At 65.5% G+C, this 21,047-nt stretch carries 19 protein-coding genes; 18 read left to right on the top strand and 1 reads right to left on the bottom strand.

Annotation, left to right across the window (positions count from 1 at the left end; all coding sequences use genetic code 11):
• Positions 1-199: 199 nt before the first annotated feature.
• From K307_RS25065 to K307_RS25015, 11 genes are all read left to right on the top strand, one after another.
• Positions 200-976 (top strand): ABC transporter ATP-binding protein, encoded by a 777-nt coding sequence (locus K307_RS25065; protein WP_042883574.1) that lies wholly within the window; start codon positions 200-202, stop codon positions 974-976.
• A gap of 10 nt (positions 977-986) precedes the next feature.
• Positions 987-1,712: an ABC transporter ATP-binding protein gene (locus K307_RS25060; protein ID WP_042883573.1), complete on the top strand. Its 726-nt coding sequence runs from the start codon at positions 987-989 to the stop codon at positions 1,710-1,712.
• 74 nt (positions 1,713-1,786) lie between these two features.
• Positions 1,787-2,995, top strand: a complete 1,209-nt coding sequence (locus tag K307_RS25055; RefSeq protein ID WP_042883572.1) for an ABC transporter substrate-binding protein — start codon at positions 1,787-1,789, stop codon at positions 2,993-2,995.
• A gap of 219 nt (positions 2,996-3,214) precedes the next feature.
• Positions 3,215-4,099 (top strand): branched-chain amino acid ABC transporter permease, encoded by an 885-nt coding sequence (locus tag K307_RS25050; protein ID WP_042883571.1) that lies wholly within the window; start codon positions 3,215-3,217, stop codon positions 4,097-4,099.
• A complete protein-coding gene (locus K307_RS25045) occupies positions 4,099-5,154 on the top strand; it encodes a branched-chain amino acid ABC transporter permease (RefSeq protein ID WP_230626102.1) in 1,056 nt (351 codons plus the stop codon). The genes K307_RS25050 and K307_RS25045 overlap by 1 nt, the downstream gene beginning before the upstream one ends.
• 317 nt (positions 5,155-5,471) lie before the next feature.
• Positions 5,472-6,005, top strand: a complete 534-nt coding sequence (locus tag K307_RS25040) for a hypothetical protein (RefSeq protein ID WP_042883570.1) — start codon at positions 5,472-5,474, stop codon at positions 6,003-6,005.
• Positions 6,006-6,077: 72 nt separating this feature from the next.
• Entirely contained in the window at positions 6,078-6,836 is a 759-nt protein-coding gene (locus K307_RS25035) for a sulfite exporter TauE/SafE family protein (RefSeq protein WP_042883569.1), read from the top strand.
• Positions 6,837-7,132: 296 nt separating this feature from the next.
• On the top strand, positions 7,133-8,290 hold the full coding sequence (locus tag K307_RS25030) for an ABC transporter substrate-binding protein (RefSeq protein ID WP_042883568.1): 1,158 nt from the start codon (positions 7,133-7,135) through the stop codon (positions 8,288-8,290).
• A 292-nt stretch (positions 8,291-8,582) separates the two neighbouring features.
• Positions 8,583-9,635: a branched-chain amino acid ABC transporter permease gene (locus tag K307_RS25025; protein ID WP_042883567.1), complete on the top strand. Its 1,053-nt coding sequence runs from the start codon at positions 8,583-8,585 to the stop codon at positions 9,633-9,635.
• Positions 9,636-9,638: 3 nt separating this feature from the next.
• Positions 9,639-11,480, top strand: coding sequence for an ABC transporter permease subunit (locus tag K307_RS25020; RefSeq protein WP_051975176.1), 1,842 nt, complete (start codon positions 9,639-9,641; stop codon positions 11,478-11,480).
• Between the two features lie 9 nt (positions 11,481-11,489).
• A complete protein-coding gene (locus tag K307_RS25015; protein WP_042883566.1) occupies positions 11,490-12,233 on the top strand; it encodes an ABC transporter ATP-binding protein in 744 nt (247 codons plus the stop codon).
• Positions 12,234-12,488: 255 nt separating this feature from the next.
• On the opposite strand, the gene K307_RS25010 is transcribed toward K307_RS25015, so the two are convergent.
• The gene (locus K307_RS25010; RefSeq protein WP_042883565.1) at positions 12,489-13,430 is read right to left on the bottom strand and encodes a LysR substrate-binding domain-containing protein; all 942 of its coding nucleotides are present in this window, start codon (positions 13,428-13,430) and stop codon (positions 12,489-12,491) included.
• A 138-nt stretch (positions 13,431-13,568) separates the two neighbouring features.
• Here K307_RS25010 and K307_RS25005 point away from each other — a divergent pair, with 138 nt between their 5' ends.
• The 7 genes from K307_RS25005 (at position 13,569) to K307_RS24975 (ending at position 21,010) form a co-directional block, all read left to right on the top strand.
• Positions 13,569-14,564, top strand: a complete 996-nt coding sequence (locus K307_RS25005) for a tripartite tricarboxylate transporter substrate binding protein BugE (RefSeq protein ID WP_042883564.1) — start codon at positions 13,569-13,571, stop codon at positions 14,562-14,564.
• Positions 14,565-14,567: 3 nt separating this feature from the next.
• Positions 14,568-15,452 carry an N-formylglutamate amidohydrolase gene (locus K307_RS25000; protein ID WP_042883563.1) on the top strand — a complete coding sequence of 295 codons (885 nt, stop codon included), beginning with the start codon at positions 14,568-14,570 and terminating at the stop codon, positions 15,450-15,452.
• A 210-nt stretch (positions 15,453-15,662) separates the two neighbouring features.
• A complete protein-coding gene (gene mnmG / locus K307_RS24995) occupies positions 15,663-17,648 on the top strand; it encodes a tRNA uridine-5-carboxymethylaminomethyl(34) synthesis enzyme MnmG (protein WP_042883562.1) in 1,986 nt (661 codons plus the stop codon).
• A 21-nt stretch (positions 17,649-17,669) separates the two neighbouring features.
• Positions 17,670-18,356, top strand: coding sequence for a 16S rRNA (guanine(527)-N(7))-methyltransferase RsmG (gene rsmG / locus K307_RS24990; RefSeq protein WP_051975175.1), 687 nt, complete (start codon positions 17,670-17,672; stop codon positions 18,354-18,356).
• Between the two features lie 101 nt (positions 18,357-18,457).
• Positions 18,458-19,231 (top strand): ParA family protein, encoded by a 774-nt coding sequence (locus K307_RS24985; RefSeq protein ID WP_042883560.1) that lies wholly within the window; start codon positions 18,458-18,460, stop codon positions 19,229-19,231.
• A 14-nt stretch (positions 19,232-19,245) separates the two neighbouring features.
• Positions 19,246-20,148 carry a ParB/RepB/Spo0J family partition protein gene (locus tag K307_RS24980; RefSeq protein WP_042883559.1) on the top strand — a complete coding sequence of 301 codons (903 nt, stop codon included), beginning with the start codon at positions 19,246-19,248 and terminating at the stop codon, positions 20,146-20,148.
• A 358-nt stretch (positions 20,149-20,506) separates the two neighbouring features.
• The gene (locus tag K307_RS24975) at positions 20,507-21,010 is read left to right on the top strand and encodes an ATP synthase subunit I (protein ID WP_042883558.1); all 504 of its coding nucleotides are present in this window, start codon (positions 20,507-20,509) and stop codon (positions 21,008-21,010) included.
• Positions 21,011-21,047: the final 37 nt, after the last annotated feature.

Below are 21,047 nucleotides of genomic sequence, written 5' to 3'. Positions count from 1 at the left end.
GGTGCGGCGGCAGCACATGCTAGCCAGTCGCCAGGCACCAGCGGGAGCCGCCCCGCGCACAGACAAAAGTCCGCGGGCAAGGTCGCAGTAGCGGCCGGCCTGACGGAATATGCGGCAGCAAGGGCCTACCAGGCCGGTTCGGACCATTGTCAGTGCCGGGCATCACCCCGGCAGTTCAGCAAGAGGGCGGGCAGGAGACATGAACCAGCAGGAAACCATCCTGGAAACGCGGAACCTCACCAAGGAGTTCAAGGGGTTCACGGCGGTGAGCGACGTCAACCTGCGGGTGCGCCGCGGGTCGATCCATGCATTGATCGGGCCCAACGGCGCGGGCAAGACCACTTGCTTCAACTTGCTCACCAAGTTTTTGGAGCCGACCACCGGCACCATCCTGTTCAACGGCATCGACATCACCCGCGAGAAGCCCGCGCAGATCGCGCGCCGCGGCGTGATCCGTTCCTTCCAGATCTCGGCGGTGTTCCCGCACCTGACGGTGATGGAGAACGTGCGCATCGGCCTGCAGCGCCAGCTCGGCACCGCGTACCAGTTCTGGCGCAGCGAGCGCTCGCTCGACGTGCTCAACGACCGCGCCATGGAGCTGCTCGAGCAGGTCGGGCTGACCGAGTTCGCGCACACCGTCACGGTGAACCTGCCGTACGGCCGCAAGCGCGCGCTCGAGATCGCCACCACGCTGGCGATGGAGCCCGAGCTGATGCTGCTGGACGAGCCCACGCAGGGCATGGGCCACGAGGATGTGGACCGCGTCACGCAGCTGATCAAGAAGGTCTCCGCGGGCCGCACCATCCTGATGGTCGAGCACAACATGAGCGTGGTGTCGTCGATCGCAGACAAGATCACGGTGCTGCAGCGCGGCGCGATCCTGGCCGAGGGCCCTTACGCCGAAGTGTCGAAGGACCCGCGCGTGATGGAGGCCTACATGGGCACCGTCGACGCGGAACTGCAGGGCGCGCACTGAGGGGCACCACATGACGACATCGAATACACCTGCCCTCGAGATCAAAGGCCTGGAGGCCTGGTACGGCGAATCGCACATCCTGCACGGGGTGGACCTGACCGTGAACCCCGGCGAGGTGGTGACGCTGCTGGGCCGCAACGGCGCCGGTCGCACCACCACACTGCGCGCGATCATGGGCCTGACGGGCGCGCGCAAGGGCTCGATCAAGGTCAATGGCCATGAAACCATCGGCCTGCCCACGCACAAGATTGCGCACTACGGCATTGGCTATTGCCCGGAAGAGCGCGCCATCTTCTCCAGCCTCTCTTGCGAAGAAAACCTGATGCTGCCGCCGGTGCTCAAGGGCGCCGACACCAGCAAGGGCATGAACGAGGCCGAAATCTACGAGATGTTCCCGAACCTGAAGGAGCGGCGCCAGAGCCAGGGCACGCGTCTTTCCGGTGGCGAGCAGCAGATGCTGGCGGTCGGGCGCATCCTGCGCACGGGTGCGAACCTGCTGCTGCTCGATGAAATCTCGGAAGGGTTGGCACCGGTGATCGTGCAGGCGCTCGCGCGCATGATCCTGATGCTCAAGCAGAAGGGGTACACGGTGGTGATGGTGGAGCAGAACTTCCGCTTTGCCGCGCCGCTGGCCGACCGCTTCTACGTGATGGAGCATGGCAGCATCGTCGAGCGCTTCGCGGCCAATGAGCTGCAGGCCAAGATGCCGGTGCTGCACGAACTGCTCGGGGTCTGATCCGCACGGATCATTGGTTGCTGTTTGGCAGGAACGGGTGGCGCGCACGCCGCCGCAAATCAGGAGACATAGACATGAAAAAGACTCGGCTCGCGGCCGCGATGGCGGCCATTGCCATGGGTGCCGTTTCCTTCAGCGCCGCTGCGCAGGTGTCGGGCGACACCGTGAAGATCGGCTACATCACCGACATGTCGGGCCTGTACGCCGACATCGATGGTCCCGGCGGCCTGGAAGCCATCAAGATGGCGATCGAGGACCGCGGCGGCAAGGTGCTGGGCAAGCCCATCGAGATCGTCTCCGCCGACCACCAGAACAAGGCTGACATCGCCGCCTCGAAGGCGCGCGAATGGATGGACCAGCAAGGCCTGGACATGCTGCTGGGCGGCACCAACTCGGGCACCGCGCTGGCGATGAACAAGGTCGCCTCGGAGAAGAAGCGCGTCTACATCAATATCGGCGCCGGCACCGCGCGCCTGACCAACGAAGAGTGCTCGCCGTACACGGTGCACTACGCCTATGACACGGTGGCGCTGGCCAAGGGCACCGGCAGCGCGGTGGTCAAGCAGGGAGGCAAGTCGTGGTTCTTCCTGACCGCCGACTACGCCTTCGGCCATTCGCTGGAAAGCGACACCGCGGCGGTGGTCAAGGCCAGCGGTGGCACGGTGGCGGGTCAGGTGCGCCATCCGCTGTCGGCGTCTGACTTCTCGTCGTTCCTGCTGCAGGCACAGTCGTCCAAGGCGCAGATCCTGGGCCTGGCCAACGCCGGCGGCGACACCATCAACGCGATCAAGGCGGCCAAGGAATTCGGCATCACCAAGACGATGAAGATCGCCGGCCTGCTGATGTTCATCAACGACATCCACAGCCTGGGGCTGAAGAACACCGAAGGCCTGCTGATGACCGACAGCTGGTACTGGGACATGAACGACGACACCCGCAAGTTTGCCAACCGCTTCTTCGGCAAGATGAAGAAGATGCCGAGCAGCCTGCAGGCAGCGGACTACTCGGCGGCCAGCACCTACCTGAAGGCGGTGGAGGCGGCCAAGACCGACGATCCGGACAAGGTCATGGCCGAGCTGAAGAAGATGAAGATCAACGACTTCTACACCAAGGGCTATATCCGCCAGGACGGCCGTGGCATCCACGACATGTACCTGATGCAGGTGAAGACGGTGGCCGAATCGAAGAAGCCGTGGGATTACCTGAAGGTGGTGGCGACCATCCCGGGCGAGCAGGCCTTCACCACGGTGGCCGAGTCGAAGTGCGCGATGTTGAAGAAGTAAGACCCAGCAGGCCTGCGACGGTTTGTTCCCCTCTCCCGCTTGCGGGAGAGGGGCAGGGGGAGAGGGCGGGCGTCGGCCGGAGCGAGACCGGCAGACACAGCGCGGCGTGAGGAATGCCTGCGGCCGTGTTGAAGTTCGTAGCCCCTTCCGCGCCGGCCCTCTCCCCCAACCCCTCTCCCGCGCGCGGGAGAGGGGAGACCCCACCAGCAATCGATGCTCATGGACATCTTCGGAATCCCCTTGCCTGCCATGCTCTCCCAGCTATTGCTGGGGCTGGTCAACGGCGCTTTCTATGCGATGCTGAGCCTGGGCCTCGCGGTCATCTTCGGCCTGCTCAACGTCATCAATTTCGCGCACGGCGCGCTCTTCATGCTCGGTGCGGTGCTGGCCTGGATGGGCATGGAGTACGCCGGGCTGAACTACTGGATCATGCTGCTGCTGTCGCCGCTGGTCGTTGCTGCGCTGGGCGTGGTGATCGAGAAGACCATGCTGCGCTGGATCTACAAGCTCGACCATATCTACGGCCTGCTGCTGACGCTGGGCATCACGCTGGTGATCGAGGGCATCTTCCGCTCGATCTACGGCGTGTCGGGGCTGCCGTACTCGACGCCGGACGCGCTGCAGGGCGCGACCGACCTGGGCTTCATGACCCTGCCCAACTACCGCGCCTGGGTCGTGGTGGCGTCGCTGGTGGTGTGCTTTGCCACCTGGTACGTGATCGAGAAGACCAAGCTGGGCGCCTACCTGCGCGCAGGCACCGAGAACCCCAAGATGGTCGAGGCCTTCGGCGTCAACGTGCCGCTGATGGTGACGCTGACCTACGGCTTCGGCGTGGCGCTGGCAGCGTTTGCGGGCGTGCTCGCGGCGCCGGTGATCCAGATCTCGCCGCTGATGGGGCAGAACCTGATCATCATCGTGTTCGCGGTGGTGGTGATCGGCGGCATGGGTTCGATCATGGGCTCGATCCTGACCGGCCTGGGGCTGGGCGTGATCGAGGGGCTGACCAAGGTGTTCTATCCTGAAGCATCGTCGACCGTGGTGTTCTTCATCATGGTGATCGTGCTGCTGCTGCGCCCGGCCGGGCTGTTCGGTAAGGAGAAGTGATGAGCGCACCATCCACATCGTCGACGCCATCGACGCAAACCACGGTGGCGGCCAACGCAGGCCAGGCAGGAAAGGGACAAGGCGTGCAGAAGAAACTGTTGTACGGATTGCTGTTGCTGGCGCTGATTGCCGCGCCGATGGCGGGCGCGTATCCGGTGTTCGTACTCAAGGTGCTGTGCTTCGCGCTGTTCGCGTGTGCCTTCAACCTGCTGATTGGCTATACCGGGCTGCTGTCGTTCGGCCATGCGGCGTTCTTCGGCGGCGCGGGCTACGCGGCCGGTCATGCGATGAAGGCCTGGGGCGTGACCCCGGAGATCGGCCTGATCCTGGGCACCGCCACCGGCGCGCTGATCGGCTACGTGGTGGGCTCGGTGGCGATCCGCCGGCAGGGCATCTACTTCTCGATGATCACGCTGGCGCTGGCGCAGATGCTGTTCTTTATCTGCCTGCAGGCGCCGTTCACCGGCGGCGAGGACGGGCTGCAGGGCATCCCGCGCGGCAAGCTGTTCGGCGTGCTGTCGCTGTCTAGTGACCTGACGCTGTACTACGTGGCGCTGGTGATCATCGTCGCGGCCTTCGCGCTGATCGTGCGCACGGTGCATTCGCCGTTCGGCCAGATCCTGAAGGCGATCAAGGAGAACGAGCCGCGCGCGATCTCGCTGGGCTATGACGTCGACCGCTTCAAGCTAACCGCCTTCGTGCTGTCGGCGGCGCTGTCGGGGCTGGCCGGCTCGATCAAGGCGCTGGTGCTGGGCTTTGAGACGCTGACCGACGTGCATTGGTCGATGTCGGGCTCGGTGATCCTGATGACGCTGGTCGGCGGCCTGGGCACATTGTCGGGCCCGATTGTCGGCGCCTTCGTGGTCGTGGCGCTGGAGAACAAGCTGGGCGACATCGGCAGCTTCCTGGCATCGGCGACCGGCATCGGCTGGTTCAACACCCTGGGCGAGTCGGTGACGATGGTGACCGGCGTGATCTTCGTGATCTGCGTGCTGACCTTCCGCCGTGGCATCATGGGCGAGCTGCTGGCGCGCTTCGGTCGCAAGCACGAGTGACCGCGGGTCGACATGCCCGATTGTGGGGCTAGGGTTTTTTCTAGCTTGTCCTCGATGCACCGCTTCGTTACATTCCATATACGGTTTTCGCAGGTTAAATGGAGGCGGAAGCGAGGAGACGACAGGCGCGCACCCGGTGTCGGGTAGCAGCGTTATAAATAAAGGGCGTTGCCGGGTGATCCTCGGCAACGCTTTTTTCATTTGAGCTTCCCTTCACTCCTGTGCTGCATTCGCCCCATCCTGGGGCATCCATGCCGCAGCGGCATCACCTGGCCCCTTGCCGCGTGAGACAATGCGGGCGCTCTCCGTTGCCCGCCATGCCCGCCGTTCCTGACTCGCCCGAATCCCCAGATACCCCCGATTGTCCCGGCTCACCCGCGCCGCAGGGGTTGGTACGCCTTGGGCTAGGTGCCGATGCCGCCATGCTGGCGGCCTGGCTGGACGCCGTGCAGGCGCTGCCGGTGCCTGCCGCCCGCGCGCGCCGGCTGATGCTGGACGAGCTCCTGGCCCAGTCCGGGCGCGGCATCTGCCTGATCGCGCACGGGGCGGCGCCGGACGATGTGCTGGGTTGCCTGCCAGTGGCGCTGGTGCCCAGACTGGACTTTGCAGGGCTAGCCGCCTGCGCGACGGAGTGGTGGGTGCGCCCCGGCCTGCCGCCGGAGGCCAGCCGGACCTGCCTGCAGGCCTGCTGCGACACGCTGGCCGACTGGGGCCGCGCCCACGGCATCCGCCATGCGCTGCTGGCGCCTGGCCTCGTGAGCGGGCACGGCGATCCGCCGGCGGGCTTCAGCCCCCACGGCAGCGGCCTGTGGCATCGCAGCCTGGTTCCGGCCGCCAAGGTGCTCGGGTGAGCCGGCACACCCGGCCGAGCGCCTCACGTTCCCTTCCGTTTCTCCCTTCTCGCTTTCCCGTTTCCTGCAATGATGGAATTTGCATTCCTGGCGGTTGCCGCCTTTCTCGCCGGCCTGATCGATGCGGTCGCCGGTGGCGGCGGCCTGGTCCAGATCCCGGCGCTGTTCTCGGCCTATCCCGGCATGTCGCCGGCCACGCTGCTCGGCACCAACAAGGTCGCGTCGATCGCCGGCACCGCCAACGCGGCACTGCGCTACGGCCGCAGCGTGCGCATCTACTGGGGCGCTACCGCGCCGGCGGTGCTGGCGGCCTTTATCTGCTCGATGGCCGGCGCCTGGGCGCTGACCATGATTCCGGCCGAGCCGATGCGCAAGGCGCTGCCGTTCATCCTGGTGGTGCTGCTGGTCTATACGGTGGCCAAGAAGGACCTGGGCACCGAGCACGCGCCCACGCTGTCGGGCGGACGCGAACGGCTGGCCGCGCTGCTGGCCGGCGCGGTGCTCGGCTTCTATGACGGCGTGTTCGGTCCCGGCACCGGCAGCTTCCTGATGATCGTGTTCGTGCGCGTGTTCGGCTATGACTTCCTGCACGCAGCGGCCTCGACCAAGCTGGTCAACCTGGCCACCAACCTGGCAGCGTTGCTGCTGCTGGCCAGCAAGGGCCATATCTGGTGGCAGCTGGGGCTGGTGATGGCGGTGGCCAACGTCGCCGGCAGCCAGGTGGGCAGCCGGCTGGCGCTGAGGCATGGCAGTGCCTTCGTGCGCAAGATGTTTATCGTGGTGGTGAGTGCGCTGATCCTGAAGACCGCGTGGGATGCGTTCCTGCGCTGATCCGGCCAGGGCCCGCGCCGTGGCGCGCGATGCGGGTTAATCCTCCCTTTTCGCGCCAAAACGCTGTGATAGACTCGATCCGCATTCCCGACCGTGCGGTCGGTGAATTACGGAAGCGCCAAGTCCGGGGGCTGGTGCGGACGGGAGAAGCGGAACGGTGTTGCATCGTTCCTAGCTGTAGCGCGGGCGCCAGCGATGTGCCTGCGTCAGACCCGAGGGGTCGTTACTAGAAAAAAGGCATCCGCCGGCGGACGCCGGACGGATGCCTTTCTGTTTCAGGAACCGAAGGAGACAAGATGGATTTCAAGCGCGCCAGCCTGCTGGCAATCGCGGCGGCCAGCCTGAGCCTGGTTGTCGGCGCAGCCCACGCACAGGTCAAGGTCGGGGTCACGGTATCGGCCACGGGTCCGGCGGCATCGCTGGGCATTCCGGAAAAGAACACCTTCACGCTGATGCCCAAGGAAGTGGCGGGCAAGAAGATCGAGTACATCGTGCTCGACGATGCCTCCGATACCACCACCGCGGTCAAGAACACGCGCAAGCTGATCACTGAAGACAAGGTCGATGTGGTGGTGGGTTCCACCGTGACGCCGAACTCGCTGGCGATGGTCGACGTGGTCTCCGAGAGCGAGACGCCGATGATCACCATGGCCGCCTCGGCCCGCATCATCGAGCCGATGGACGCCAAGCGCGCCTGGGTCTTCAAGACGCCGCAGAACGACTCGCACATGGCGACTGCCATCGCCGAGCATATGGGCAACAACAACGTGAAGACGGTGGCCTTTATCGGCTTCGCGGATGCCTATGGCGACAGCTGGGCGCAGGAATTCGCCAAGGTGGCGGACATGCGCAAGATCAAGGTGGTCGCTAACGAGCGCTTTGCCCGCACCGATACCTCGGTGACCGGCCAGGTGCTGAAGATGATGAGCGCCAACGCCGACGCCGTGCTGATCGCAGGCTCGGGTACGCCCGCTGCGCTGCCGGCCAAGACGCTGAAGGAGCGCGGCTTCAAGGGCAAGATCTACCAGACCCACGGTGTGGCCAATCCCGACTTCCTGCGCGTGTGCGGCAAGGACTGCGAGGGCACCTACCTGCCGGCAGGCCCGCTGCTGGTGGCCGAGCAGCTGCCTGACAGCAACCCGGTGAAGAAGCCGGCGATGACCTACAAGACCGCTTATGAGAAGGCGTTCGGCGGGCAGGTCTCGACCTTCGGCGGCCATGCCTGGGATGCAGGCCTGATCCTGCAGCACGCCATCCCCGAAGCGCTGAAGAAGGGCCAGCCCGGCACCAAGGAATTCCGCAAGGCGCTGCGCGATGCGATGGAGCAGACCAAGAACCTGCCCGTGTCGCACGGCATCATGAACATGAGCGCGACCGACCACCTCGGCTTCGACCAGCGTGCCCGCGTGATGGTGCAGATCGTCGACGGCAAGTGGAAGCTGCTGACGAAGTAGGGCAGGCAGCGCATTCATTCACCGCATCGCTTCGCTACGGCGGGACGCAGCACGAGCGCATGGTTCGGCCATGCGCTTTTTTTTTGCCCGATGCGGATTGCACGACGCACGGCCTCGCGCCATCCTGAGCGTGGGGCCGTCAGGGCCGTCAGGGCCGTCATTAGGGTCGTCGTTAGGGTTGCCCTGTATTTGCGCTATAGGCAATCCGTTTACTATTTCGTAATCCCAACGCGCTCAGCGCCCTGTCGGCCCCCTTCGATGCAGGCAGGTATATCTACGACACGGGGAGACAATGGACTTATCTATCGCTGCCATCCTGGCGCAGGACGGCATCACCTCGGGCGCGATCTACGCGCTGCTGGCACTGGCCCTGGTGCTGGTGTTCTCGGTGACCCGCGTCATCTTCATCCCGCAAGGGGAGTTCGTGGCCTACGGCGCGCTGACGCTGGCGGCAATGCAGGCCGGGCACGCGCCGCAGACCAGCTGGCTGCTGCTGGCGATGGGCGTGCTGACCTTCCTCTATGAAACCGTGACCGTGCTGCGCAGCGCCGAACTGCGGCGCACGCTGGGCCAGCGTCTGGGCGTGCTGGCCGGCAAGTACCTGGTGTTCCCGCTCGCGGTGCACTGGGTGGCGCAGCAGTATGGCGCGCAGCCGCTGCCGATGCTGGCGCAGATCGCGCTGACGCTGCTGATCATCATCCCGCTCGGGCCGATGCTGTACCGGCTGGCCTACCAGCCGCTGGCCGAGGCCAGCACGCTGGTGCTGCTGATCGTCTCGGTCGGCGTGCACTTTGCGCTGGTGGGGCTGGGGCTGGTGATGTTCGGTGCGGAAGGCTCGCGTACCACGGCATTCTCGGATGCGCGCTTCGACGTGGGCGCGCTCAGCATCTCGGGGCAGAGCCTGTGGGTGGTGGGCGTGTCGGCGCTGCTGATCGGCGCACTGTACTTCTATTTCGATCGCACGCTGCAGGGCAAGGCGCTGCGCGCGACCGCGGTGAACCGGCTGGGCGCGCGCCTGGTCGGCATCGGCACCACGCAGGCGGGGCGCCTGTCGTTCACGCTGGCCGCGGCGATGGGCGCGCTGTGCGGCATCCTGATCGCGCCGCTGACCACGGTCTATTACGAGTCGGGCTTCCTGGTGGGCCTGAAGGGCTTTGTCGGCGCCATCGTCGGCGGGCTGGTCAGCTATCCGGTCGCAGCACTGGGTGCGCTGCTGGTGGGCCTGCTCGAATCCTATTCGTCCTTCTGGGCCAGTGCGTTCAAGGAGGTTATCGTCTTCACACTGATCATCCCGGTGCTGCTGTGGCGCTCGCTGACGAGCAAGCATGTCGAGGAGGAGGAATAAGCCATGACCATGCTGACCGACAAGCAGGCGGCCGTGGCCGGTACCGAGGCAGGCAGCCGCGCGCGGCTGAATCGCAACCGATTGTTGGCGCTGGCGTTCGTCGTGGTGCTGGCGTTGCTGCCGCTACTGCCGACGCCGGAATTCTGGATCACGCTGGGCAACTACATTGGCCTGTACAGCATCGTGGCGATCGGGCTGGTGCTGCTGACCGGGGTGGGCGGGATGACCTCGTTCGGGCAGGCCGCGTTCGTGGGGCTCGGTGCGTACAGCACCGCGTACCTGACCACGCAGTTCGGGCTGTCGCCGTGGTTCGGCCTGCTGGTGGGGCTGGTGATCACGATGGCCTCGGCTTATGTGATCGGGCTGATCACGATGCGCATGTCCGGGCATTACCTGCCGCTGGCGACGATCGCGTGGGGCCTGTCGCTGTTCTTCCTGTTCGGCAACCTGGAATTCCTCGGCAAGTATGACGGGCTGAACGGGATCCCGGTGCTGTCGTTCCTTGGCATCGAGTTGCAATCGGGCCGCTCGATGTTCTACCTGATCTGGGCCGTGGTGCTGGTGTCCGTGCTGGCGATGCAGAACCTGCTGAACTCGCGCCCGGGACGTGCCATCCGCGCGCTCAAGGGCGGCGGCGTGATGGCCGAGGCGATGGGTGTGAACACGGCGTGGATGAAGGTGGTGATCTTCGTGGTCGCGGCGACCCTCGCCTGTGTGTCGGGCTTCCTCTATGCGCATCTGCAGCGCGCGGTGAACCCGACGCCGTTCGGTCTGAACTACGGTATCGAGTATTTGTTCATGGCGGTGGTCGGCGGCGTTGGCCACGTGTGGGGCGCAGTATTGGGTGCGGGCATCCTGACCATCCTGAAGGATGTGCTGCAGGGCGTGCTGCCCAAGCTGCTCGGTGCCAACGGCAACTTCGAAATCATCGTCTTCGGCGTGCTGCTGGTGCTGCTGCTGCAGTACGCGCGCGATGGCATCTGGCCGTTCCTGCGTCGCCTGGTCCCGTCGGGCCCGCCGGTGCTGGCGCCCGCGCAGGCCGAAGCACTGGCCGTGCGCCAGAAACCGGAGGCCGGCGAGCTGATCCTCGATGTACGCGCCGCACGCAAGGAGTTCGGCGGACTGGTCGCGGTCAACGATGTCAGCTTCCAGGTGCGCGCGGGGGAGATCATCGGGCTGATCGGTCCCAACGGCGCCGGCAAATCCACCACTTTCAACCTGGTGACGGGCGTGCTGCCGGTCACACGCGGCGAAGTGCGCTATCGCGGCGAGGTGATCTCGGGCCTGCCGTCGCGCGAGATTGTCAAGCGCGGCATCGGCCGCACCTTCCAGCATGTGCACCTGCTGCCGACCATGACGGTGCTGGAGAACGTCGCCATCGGCGCGCACCTGCGCGGCGACTTCCGCGCGCAGGGCGGTGTCTCCGCCGCGATCCTGCGCATGAACAAGGCCGAGGAAGAGAAGCTGCTGTTCGAGGCCAGGCGCCAGCTCGAGCGCGTGGGCCTGGCCGACTGCATGTACATGGAAGCGGGTAGCCTGGCGCTGGGCCAGCAACGCATCCTGGAGATCGCGCGCGCGCTGTGCTGCGACCCGGCGCTGCTGCTGCTCGACGAACCCGCCGCGGGCCTGCGCTACAAGGAGAAGCAGGCGCTGGCCGAACTGCTGCGCAAACTGAAGGGCGAGGGCATGAGCGTGCTGCTGGTGGAGCACGACATGGACTTCGTGATGAACCTGACCGACCGGCTGGTGGTGATGGAATTCGGCACACGCATTGCCGAGGGCGTGCCGGAGGAAGTGCAGAAGAACCCCGCGGTGCTGGAAGCCTACCTGGGTGGTGTGGAATAAGGACCCGACATGAGCCTGATTCTCGAAGTGAAGGACCTCCACGTCCGCTACGGCAAGGTGGAAGCGGTGCACGGCGCCAACCTGAAGGTGGAGGCCGGCAAGATCGTCACGGTGATCGGCCCCAACGGTGCCGGGAAGTCGACCATGCTCAACGCGATCATGGGTGCGCTGCCGGTGAACGGCTCGTCGAGCGGCTCGGTCAGCTACCTCGGCCACGACTTGGCCGGCATCCCGGTGGAGGGGCGCGTCGCGCGCGGCATGTGCCTGGTGCCGGAGAAGCGCGAGTTGTTCGCGTCGATGACGGTCGAGGACAACCTGCTGCTGGGCGCCTTCCGCCGCAAGCGCGCGGGCGAGAAAAACTTCCTCGACCAGATGGACGTGGTTTATGAATTGTTCCCGCGCCTGCGCGAGCGCGCGCGCCAGGACGCCGGCACGCTGTCGGGCGGCGAGCGCCAGATGCTGGCGGTGGGGCGCGCGCTGATGGCCAAGCCGCAACTGCTGATGCTGGACGAACCCAGCCTCGGCCTGGCGCCGCTGATCGTCAAGGAGATCTTCCACATCATCAGCAACCTGCGCACGACGGGCGTGGCGACGCTGCTGATCGAGCAGAATGCGCGCGCCGCGCTGCAGGTGGCGGACTACGGCTATGTGATCGAGACCGGGGATATGTCGATGGAAGGGCCGGCGAATGAGCTGGCGGCGAATCCAAAGGTGATCGAGACTTACCTTGGATTGGCGAAGAAAGCGGCGTAAACGGCGCGACGATTGCCGCATGAATGAGGGCCCGCAGTTGCGGGCCCTTTTTTATTTTTCCTGTGAATAACTTTGGGGATAACCCAATTCGCGAATGGGTTCAGCGGAGCAATCGCCAGATGCGCTGAGATGGGTATGCGAGAATTTGTTGGATGAATGACGTAGCCAAGAACTTGATGCCTCACATTTCTCAAGCGAATGAACTGTCGCCATAAATCAACCGGACGAATCATATCTTTAGTCTCGTGATGGCAATCAGTGATCCGCTGCATATTTTCCCGGGTCGACGTCGGTATCTTGCTTCGCCGTCTCCAACAGCCACTCCCGAAAGCGGTTCAGCGCCGGATGATCGCGCCGTTCTTTGGGGGCACACAGGAAATAGCCGCGCATCAGCGTAATTGGCAGATCGAACGGTGCCACCACGCGGCCGGCGGCGAGTTCATCGCGCACCAGGCAGCGCTGCAGCACTGCCACGCCCATATCCGCGCGCACGGCCTGGATCAGGATCGAAACCTGGTCGAAACCTGTGGATAACGTCGTCGGCGCAGCGTTGGGTACGCCTGCCGCGTGCAGCCAGTTCTGCCAGTTCGCCGGCGCGGTGGTGTGGTAGAGCAGGGGCTCCTGCAGCAACTCAGCCGGCGACTGCCAATGGCCTGCCGCGCGACGCGCGCGAGCGCGGTCCGGGTGGCAAACTGGGACCAGTTCACGTCCAACCACATAGTCGACCAACAGGCCCGGCCACTTGCCGGCTTCGCCCGCCAGGATGGCGGCATCTGGCGCCGGGCCGGAGAAGTCCTCATCGCGCTCGTATGGCACGAAGTCGAGTCTGATGTCCGGATGGCGGCGGTGGAAGTCAGGCAGCCGCGGCACCAGCCAGACACTGGCCAGTGTCGGCACGACCGACAGTGTCAGGTGGTGCCGTCGGTCGCCGGCGAGCAGGGCGGCGCTGGCGTTCTCGATCGCGGCCAGCGGCTCGGCCACGGCGTCCAGCAGTTGCTTGCCGGCGTCGGTCAGCAGCAGCCGGTGGGCATTGCGCTGGAGCAGCGGCTGGCCAAAATGCGTTTCGAGCCTGGCGATGGCGCGGCTGATGGCCCCTTGCGTCACGCACAGCAGTTCGGCCGCACGGGTGAAGCTGCCCAGCCGTGCCGCGGCGGCGAAGGCATGCAACTCGGACATCGATGGGGAACGCAGCCGCATGGCGGGGCAGGGCAGCCAAGGCTGGCTGCGCAGGATGATCTTTGGTAATGCAAACGTGCAATATAGTCGTTTGTGCCGACCCGGTAAACGGCTGACACTCGCCCGGTTCATTGCACAAAACCAACAGGAGAAATCCCCATGATCCGAGCCAGGATAACCCGCCGCCAGCTGCTGCTGTCCGGTACCGCGGCCGCTGCCACGCTGGCGTTTGCCGGCAGCGCTTTCGCGCAGGCCAACTACCCGACGCGCCCGATCCGCCTGATCGTGCCGTTCGCGGCAGGTGGCTCCACCGACCTGTCGGCGCGCCTGGTGGCCGAGTTTGCCGGGCGCGAGCTGGGCCAGTCCATCGTGGTCGAGAACAAGGGCGGCGCCGGCGGCTCGCTGGGCATGGAGCAGGTGGCCAATGCCGCGCCGGACGGCTACACCATCGGCATGGCCACGGTCAGCACGCACGGCTCCAACCCCGCGGTGTACCCCAGGCTGAAGTACGACCCGGTCAAGGACTTCGCCCCGGTCACCAACGTGGTGGCGATCCCCAGCGTGTTCGCGGTGCATCCCAGTGTGCCGGCCAAGACCATGCAGGAGTTCGTTGCCTTGGCCAAGGCCAACCCGGGCAAGTACAGCTTTGCTTCGCCCGGCGCCGGCTCGCTGGGCCACGTCAACATCGAGAACTTCATGATGCTGGCCAAGATCGACCTGCTGCATGTGCCGTACAAGGGCGCCGGCCTGGCGCTGAATGATGCCGTGGCAGGGCAGGTCAATGCCATCACCGACAACCTGTCGTCCACGCTGCCCCACGTGAAATCGGGCAAGCTGCGCGCGCTGGCGGTGCTGGGTGCGTCGCGCTCTGCACAGTTGCCTGGCGTGCCGACCTATGCCGAACTGGGCTTCAAGGATATGGGCGATGGCGGCTGGTTCGGCATCGTGGCGCCGGCGAATACGCCGCCTGCGATCGTCGCCAGGCTGAACCAGGCCATCCACAAGGCCATGCAGAACCCGGAGTTCAAGCGCAAGGTCGAGGAGTCGGGCGGCACGCTGGTGCCGACCACGCCCGAGCAGTTCAAGGCGCAGATCCAGCAGGCCATGGCGCGCTATGCCCGCGTGGCCAAGGCGGCGGATATCAAGCTGGACTGACGCATGGCTGAAGCGACGAACCTGACGACCAACGAGACCGCCGCGCTGCCCCCGGTGATCGTGCGCCTGCCGGAAGGGGAGGCGCTGCCGCTGGTGTGCGACTCGCCGCACAGCGGTACCGCGTACCCGGCGGACTTCGGTGCCGCCATCCCGGCGGCCCGCCTGCGTGGCGGCGAGGATACGCACGTCGATGCGTTATGGGATGCCGTGCCGGCCGCAGGCGGTACGCTGCTGGCGGCGACGTTCCCGCGCGTCTATATCGATCCCAACCGGATGGCCGACGACATCGACCCGGACCTGCTCGACGGCCCCTGGCCGACGGCGCTGGCCCCGGGCCCGAAGACGCAGCTGGGCTATGGCCTGATCTGGAGCCGGGTCGATGCGGGCACGCCGATCTACGACCGCCGCCTGTCCGTGGCCGAAGTGCAGGCCCGTATCGACCGCTACTACCGGCCGTACCACGCTGCGCTGGCCGAAGCGGTGGAGAGTGCCTGGCAGCGTTTCGGCACGGTGTGGCACCTGAACCTGCACTCGATGCCGAACAACGCCTATGAGCGGCTCAAAATCGACAGCCCGCATCCGCTGGCGGACTTTGTGCTCGGCGACCGGGACGGCACCACATGCGAGCCGGGACTGGTCGACCTGATAGCAGGGGAGTTGCGCGGCATGGGCTACACGGTGGCCTGCAATGATCCCTACAAAGGCGTGCAGCTGATTGCCCAGATCGGGCGGCCAGCCGAGCGGCGCAACAGCCTGCAGATCGAAATCCGGCGTCCGCTATACATGGACGAGGTTGGCCGGGAGCGCAATGGCGGGTTCGCCACGCTGCAACGCGACCTTGGCAAGCTGACCGGGCAGGTTGCGGCCTATATCCGCGCCCAACTCTGAGGCGCTTGTTCCACGTGAAACATCAGCCGGGCCTTGTGCCCGGCCTTTTTGTTTCACGTGGAACATAGCGTGGTTTCGGAGCGACTCCCCAGGTACCGCCGACGCCATGTTTCACGTGAAACATGGTTACCATCGAAAAGCCTCCAGTCGATTGCCGCTATAATTCGGCATTCCCGAATTTTCCCGCCAGCCTCCCGGAGGAGGTGTCCCATGCTTTACCCAACAGAGTTCGATGTCATCGTCGTCGGTGGTGGTCACGCCGGCACTGAAGCTGCACTCGCGGCTGCCCGCATGGGCTGCCAGACGCTGCTGCTGACCCATAACATCGAGACGCTGGGCCAGATGAGCTGCAACCCGTCCATCGGCGGCATCGGCAAGGGGCACCTGGTCAAGGAAGTGGATGCGATGGGCGGCGCCATGGCTGCCGCCACCGACGAGGCCGGCATCCAGTTCCGCATCCTCAACTCCAGCAAGGGCCCGGCCGTGCGCGCCACGCGCGCCCAGGCTGACCGCGTGCTGTACCGCAAGGCGATCCGTACGCGGCTGGAGAACCAGCCGAACCTGATGCTGTTCCAGCAGGCGGTGGACGACCTGATGGTCGAGGGCGACCGCGTGGTCGGTGCCATGACCCAGGTCGGCATTGCCTTCCGCGCCCGCGCGGTGGTGCTGACCGCCGGTACCTTCCTGGACGGCAAGATCCACGTGGGGCTGGACAACTACACCGGCGGCCGCGCCGGCGACCCGGCTGCGGTGTCGCTGTCGGCGCGCCTGAAGGACCTGAAGCTACCGCAAGGGCGCCTGAAGACTGGCACGCCGCCGCGCATCGACGGCCGCACCATCGACTTCTCGGTGATGGAAGAGCAGCCCGGCGACCTGGATCCGGTGCCGGTGTTCTCCTTCCTGGGCCGCCCGGAGCAGCACCCGCAGCAACTGCCGTGCTGGATCACCCACACCAACAGCCGCACCCACGACATCATCCGCGGCGGGCTGGACCGCTCGCCAATGTACACCGGCGTGATCGAAGGGGTAGGGCCGCGCTACTGCCCGAGTATCGAGGACAAGATCCATCGCTTTGCCAGCAAGGAAAGCCACCAGATCTTCCTGGAACCCGAGGGCCTGACCACCAACGAGTTCTACCCGAACGGGATCTCGACCAGCCTGCCGTTCGACGTGCAGCTGGAGCTGGTGCACTCGATCCGCGGGCTGGAGAACGCGCACATCCTGCGCCCCGGCTATGCGATCGAGTATGACTACTTCGACCCGCGTGGCCTGAAGGCCTCGCTGGAGAGCAAGGCAATCCGCGGCCTGTTCTTTGCCGGCCAGATCAACGGCACTACCGGCTATGAGGAAGCCGCCGCGCAGGGCCTGCTGGCGGGTATCAATGCCGGCTGCTACGTGCGCGAACGTGACGCCTGGACGCCACGCCGCGACCAGGCCTATCTGGGCGTGCTGGTCGACGACCTGATCACCCGTGGTGTGACCGAACCGTACCGGATGTTTACCAGCCGCGCGGAATTCCGCCTGAGCCTGCGGGAAGACAATGCCGATATGCGCCTGACCGAGGTCGGTCGCGAACTGGGCGTGGTCGACGATGCGCGCTGGGATGCCTTCAACCGCAAGCGCGACGCTGTTTCACGTGAAACAGAGCGCCTGAAGAGCACGTGGGTGAACCCGGCGATGCTGCCGGCTGAAGACGCCGTGCCGCTCCTGGGCAAGCCGATCGAGCGCGAGTACAGCCTGGCCGACCTGCTGCGCCGGCCGGAGGTCCGCTATGCGTCGCTGATGGCACTGCAGGGCGGCCGCCATGCGCCGGAGACGCCGCTGGACGCTGACGTCATGCTGGCCGAGCAGATCCGCGAACAGATCGAAATCGGCATCAAGTACCACGGCTATATCGCCCGCCAGGCAGCCGAGGTCGACAAGCTGGAAGCCAATGAATCGACGCGCCTGCCGGAAGGGCTGGATTACACCGAGGTGCGCGGCCTGGGCTTCGAGGTCAGCCAGAAGCTGAACCAGCACCGTCCGGAAACGCTGGGTCAGGCCTCGCGCATCTCCGGCGTGACACCGGCTGCTATCTCGCTGCTGTTGGTACACCTGAAGAAGAAGGGCCTGGGTCGCGCGCGCGCCGAGGCGGTTGCAGGTACTGGCACTGAGGCGGGTACCGATGCTGGCAGCAACTCGCAAGAGGCAGCCTGAGTGGCCGGTCCGCGACACACCATGACCGACGACGCCGCCCAGCGTCGTCGCCTCGAGGCCGGTCTGGAATCGATCGGCCTGGCCCTGGCGCCGGCCCAGATCGACAAGCTGTTCGACTACCTGGCACTGCTGCGAAAGTGGAACAGCGTCTACAACCTGACCGCGATCCGCCATCCTGATGAGATGCTTACGCATCACATGCTGGATTCGCTCGCCGCGGTGCCCGCGCTGGCCGAAGCCGCGCGCGCCGCAGCGCCAGGCACGCCGGCGTGGGGCAGGGTGCTGGACGTTGGTTCGGGCGGCGGCATGCCCGGCCTGCCGCTGGCGATCGCCTGCCCGGACCTGTCGGTGCTGATGGTCGACATCGTGCAGAAGAAGACCGCCTTCTTGACCCAGTGCCGTGCCCAGCTCGGACTAGCCAATGCCGCCGCGCACTGGGGGCCGGTGGAAAAGCTGGAAGACGCAGACGGCTATGCCGTGATCACGTCGCGCGCGTTCGCCGAACTGACAGACTTTGTGAACCTGTCGGGCCATCTGCTGGCACCGCACGGCAAGCTGATTGCCATGAAGGGTGTTTATCCACAGGCCGAGCTCGACCGCATGGAAGCGGCCGGCCTGATGACGCAATGGCAGGTCGATGCCGTGCCCCGGCTCACCGTGCCGGAGCTGGACGCCGAGCGCCACCTGGTGGTGTTGTCGCGGCGCTGAAGCGCGCAAGCAGGACCTACGCCGCGACGCTGCAACGGCAGCGCCGCGAACTGCCAGCCCCGGGCTGGCCGGATGAATTGAAGCAGGAGCCGCAGGAGCTTATGGCCAAGGTATTCGTGATCGCAAACCAGAAGGGCGGGGTAGGCAAGACCACCACCACGGTGAACCTCGCCGCCGGCCTGGCCGCGCAGGACCAGCGCGTGCTGCTGGTCGACCTGGACCCGCAGGGCAATGCCTCGATGGGCTCCGGCATCGACAAGCAGGCGCTGGAACACAGCGTGTATCAGGTGCTGGTTGGCCTGGCCAGCGTCACGCAGGCGCGCCAGCGTTCCGAGACCGGCAGGTACGACGTGCTGCCCGCCAACCGCGAACTGGCCGGCGCCGAAGTGGAGCTGGTCGAGCTCGACCAGCGCGAACGCCGGCTCAAGCAAGCCATCGACGAAGTCGACGACCAGTATGACTTCGTGCTGATCGACTGCCCGCCGTCGCTGTCGCTGCTGACGCTGAATGGCCTGTGTGCGGCACACGGCGTGATCGTGCCGATGCAGTGCGAGTACTTTGCGCTGGAAGGGCTGTCGGACCTGGTCAACACCATCAAGCAGGTACACGCCAACCTGAACCGCGAGCTGAAGGTGATCGGCCTGTTGCGCGTCATGTTCGATCCGCGCGTCACGCTGCAGCAGCAAGTGTCGGCGCAGCTCGAATCGCACTTCGGCGACAAGGTCTTCAAGACCATGATCCCGCGCAATGTGCGCCTGGCCGAGGCGCCGTCTTATGGCATGCCGGGCGTGGCATTCGATCCGTCGTCCAAGGGCGCCAAGGCGTACCTGGACTTCGGCGCCGAGATGATCGCGCGCGTCAGGCAGCTGGGCTGAAGGGGAGGGTGAGCATGAGCACGGTAAAGAAGAAGGGCTTGGGCCGCGGCCTCGAAGCGCTGCTGGGCGGGCCCGCGGAGATCGTGGAATCGGTCAAGCAGGAGGGCGCGCCCACCGTGCTGCGCCTGGACCAGCTGCAGCCGGGCAAGTACCAGCCGCGCACGCGCATGGACGAAGGCGCGCTGCAGGAGCTGGCAGCGAGCATCCGCGCACAAGGCCTGATGCAGCCGATCCTGGTACGCCGCGTCGCCGAACCGGATCGTTACGAGATCATCGCCGGCGAACGCCGCTTCCGCGCCTCGAAGCTGGCGGGCCTGGACAAGGTGCCGGTGCTGGTCAAGGACGTGGCCGACGAAGCCGCCGCCGCGATGGCGCTGATCGAGAACATCCAGCGCGAAGACCTGAACCCGCTGGAAGAAGCGCAGGGCATCATGCGCCTGATCCGCGAATTCAAGTTTACGCATGAGCAGGCGGCGGAGTCGGTCGGGCGCTCGCGCAGCGCGGTATCGAATCTGCTGCGGCTGCTGAACCTGGCCGCGCCGGTACAGACCATGCTGATGGCGGGTGATCTCGACATGGGCCATGCGCGCGCGCTGCTGGCCGTCGACGGCGCCAACCAGATCACGCTCGCGAACCAGATCGTCAACAAGCGGCTGTCTGTGCGCGAGACCGAAAAACTGGTGACGTCAACGCTCAAGCCGTTCGACCTGAAGTCGCTCAAGCAGAAGGGCGTCAATAACATTCGCGACGTAGCGCGGCTGGAAGAAGAACTGTCGGATGAGTTGGGGCTGGCGGTGCAGATCCGGGTGGGCGCGCGCGGCAAGGGCCAGCTCACCATCCACTTCAACGACAACGACGCGCTCGAAGGCGTGCTCGCGCGCTTGCGCGAGTCGCGGGCAGGGCAGCGGGTTGCCTGATTTTTAATCAGGCAATTCCCAGAGCATTTCCACACGCAATTCGGTGCGATAAACGGCCATCGCCGCGATGACTGTTGCGTGCACGCCGCAGTGGAAAATTCAACGGCCGGTATACGTACCGCGTGCCCGTTAATCCACCATCATGCGCAGGGTTCGCTGCGCAATCCAATTACGTCAAACATTATTGCTGCGCAATTTTTACGCAGCCATCATGCAATCGTGATGGCAACCGTTGTGCGCAATGCACTGCAAGCTAACTGTAAGCAGATTGACGCGCATCAGTAGTTCCCCTTAAAATCGTGCGGTTTGAATTCTGGCCGGGCCGAAAAGTTCCGGTCTGGAATGAGGCAGGAAGGTAGTGGTTCGAGACCGTCAGCAGCGAAGCGCCGGGTCCCGTCACGAGGATGACTGGGACGACTGGAAAGAGGGCGCAGACCGAGAGGAAGAGGCGGTCGATCCGCTGACGCGCGCCGACGCGGAAAGGCTGTTTGGCGAGCGCGCGCTGCATCCGTCGCGCATGACCCCGGGCAAGGTTGTCCTGGCGCAGGTGATCGTCACCTTGCTGTCGGCACTGTGCTGGGCGCTGTTCGCGAAAGAGCCAGGCCCGTACGGCTGGTCGGCGCTGTTCGGCGGCGTGGTGTGCTTCGTGCCGAGCGGGTTCTTCGCGTTCCGGCTGTGGCTGGCGCGCGACCGGGCTTCGATCGGCGGGCTGGTCCTGGGTGAGGCGATCAAGGTCTTTGCCACGGCGGCACTGCTGGTGCTGGTGGTGGTGCTGTACCGGGATCTGCGTTGGGTGCCGATGCTGGTCACGTTCCTGCTAGCGCTCAAGACATATTGGGTGGTGGCCCTGGTGATCCGCTAAGGCCGGCCGCTCGAAGACGGTGCTTCCTCGGGAAGTG

This window comes from Cupriavidus necator A5-1, from assembly GCF_000744095.1.
In the GTDB taxonomy this organism is placed as follows: Bacteria; Pseudomonadota; Gammaproteobacteria; order Burkholderiales; family Burkholderiaceae; genus Cupriavidus; species Cupriavidus necator_A.
The sequence above is the reverse complement of the archived record's forward strand: the minus strand, read 5'-3'. Positions and strand labels throughout refer to the sequence as shown.

Excerpts from the sequence above, each read along its gene's own strand:
- K307_RS25065 (WP_042883574.1), top strand. The coding sequence starts at position 200 with ATGAACCAGCAGGAAACCATCCTGGAAACGCGGAACCTCACCAAGGAG.
- K307_RS25060 (WP_042883573.1), top strand. The coding sequence starts at position 987 with ATGACGACATCGAATACACCTGCCCTCGAGATCAAAGGCCTGGAGGCC.
- K307_RS25055 (WP_042883572.1), top strand. The coding sequence starts at position 1,787 with ATGAAAAAGACTCGGCTCGCGGCCGCGATGGCGGCCATTGCCATGGGT.
- K307_RS25050 (WP_042883571.1), top strand. The coding sequence starts at position 3,215 with ATGGACATCTTCGGAATCCCCTTGCCTGCCATGCTCTCCCAGCTATTG.
- K307_RS25045 (WP_230626102.1), top strand. The coding sequence starts at position 4,099 with ATGAGCGCACCATCCACATCGTCGACGCCATCGACGCAAACCACGGTG.
- K307_RS25040 (WP_042883570.1), top strand. The coding sequence starts at position 5,472 with ATGCCCGCCGTTCCTGACTCGCCCGAATCCCCAGATACCCCCGATTGT.
- K307_RS25035 (WP_042883569.1), top strand. The coding sequence starts at position 6,078 with ATGGAATTTGCATTCCTGGCGGTTGCCGCCTTTCTCGCCGGCCTGATC.
- K307_RS25030 (WP_042883568.1), top strand. The coding sequence starts at position 7,133 with ATGGATTTCAAGCGCGCCAGCCTGCTGGCAATCGCGGCGGCCAGCCTG.
- K307_RS25025 (WP_042883567.1), top strand. The coding sequence starts at position 8,583 with ATGGACTTATCTATCGCTGCCATCCTGGCGCAGGACGGCATCACCTCG.
- K307_RS25020 (WP_051975176.1), top strand. The coding sequence starts at position 9,639 with ATGACCATGCTGACCGACAAGCAGGCGGCCGTGGCCGGTACCGAGGCA.
- K307_RS25015 (WP_042883566.1), top strand. The coding sequence starts at position 11,490 with ATGAGCCTGATTCTCGAAGTGAAGGACCTCCACGTCCGCTACGGCAAG.
- K307_RS25010 (WP_042883565.1), bottom strand. The coding sequence starts at position 13,430 with ATGCGGCTGCGTTCCCCATCGATGTCCGAGTTGCATGCCTTCGCCGCC.
- K307_RS25005 (WP_042883564.1), top strand. The coding sequence starts at position 13,569 with ATGATCCGAGCCAGGATAACCCGCCGCCAGCTGCTGCTGTCCGGTACC.
- K307_RS25000 (WP_042883563.1), top strand. The coding sequence starts at position 14,568 with ATGGCTGAAGCGACGAACCTGACGACCAACGAGACCGCCGCGCTGCCC.
- mnmG (WP_042883562.1), top strand. The coding sequence starts at position 15,663 with ATGCTTTACCCAACAGAGTTCGATGTCATCGTCGTCGGTGGTGGTCAC.
- rsmG (WP_051975175.1), top strand. The coding sequence starts at position 17,670 with ATGACCGACGACGCCGCCCAGCGTCGTCGCCTCGAGGCCGGTCTGGAA.
- K307_RS24985 (WP_042883560.1), top strand. The coding sequence starts at position 18,458 with ATGGCCAAGGTATTCGTGATCGCAAACCAGAAGGGCGGGGTAGGCAAG.
- K307_RS24980 (WP_042883559.1), top strand. The coding sequence starts at position 19,246 with ATGAGCACGGTAAAGAAGAAGGGCTTGGGCCGCGGCCTCGAAGCGCTG.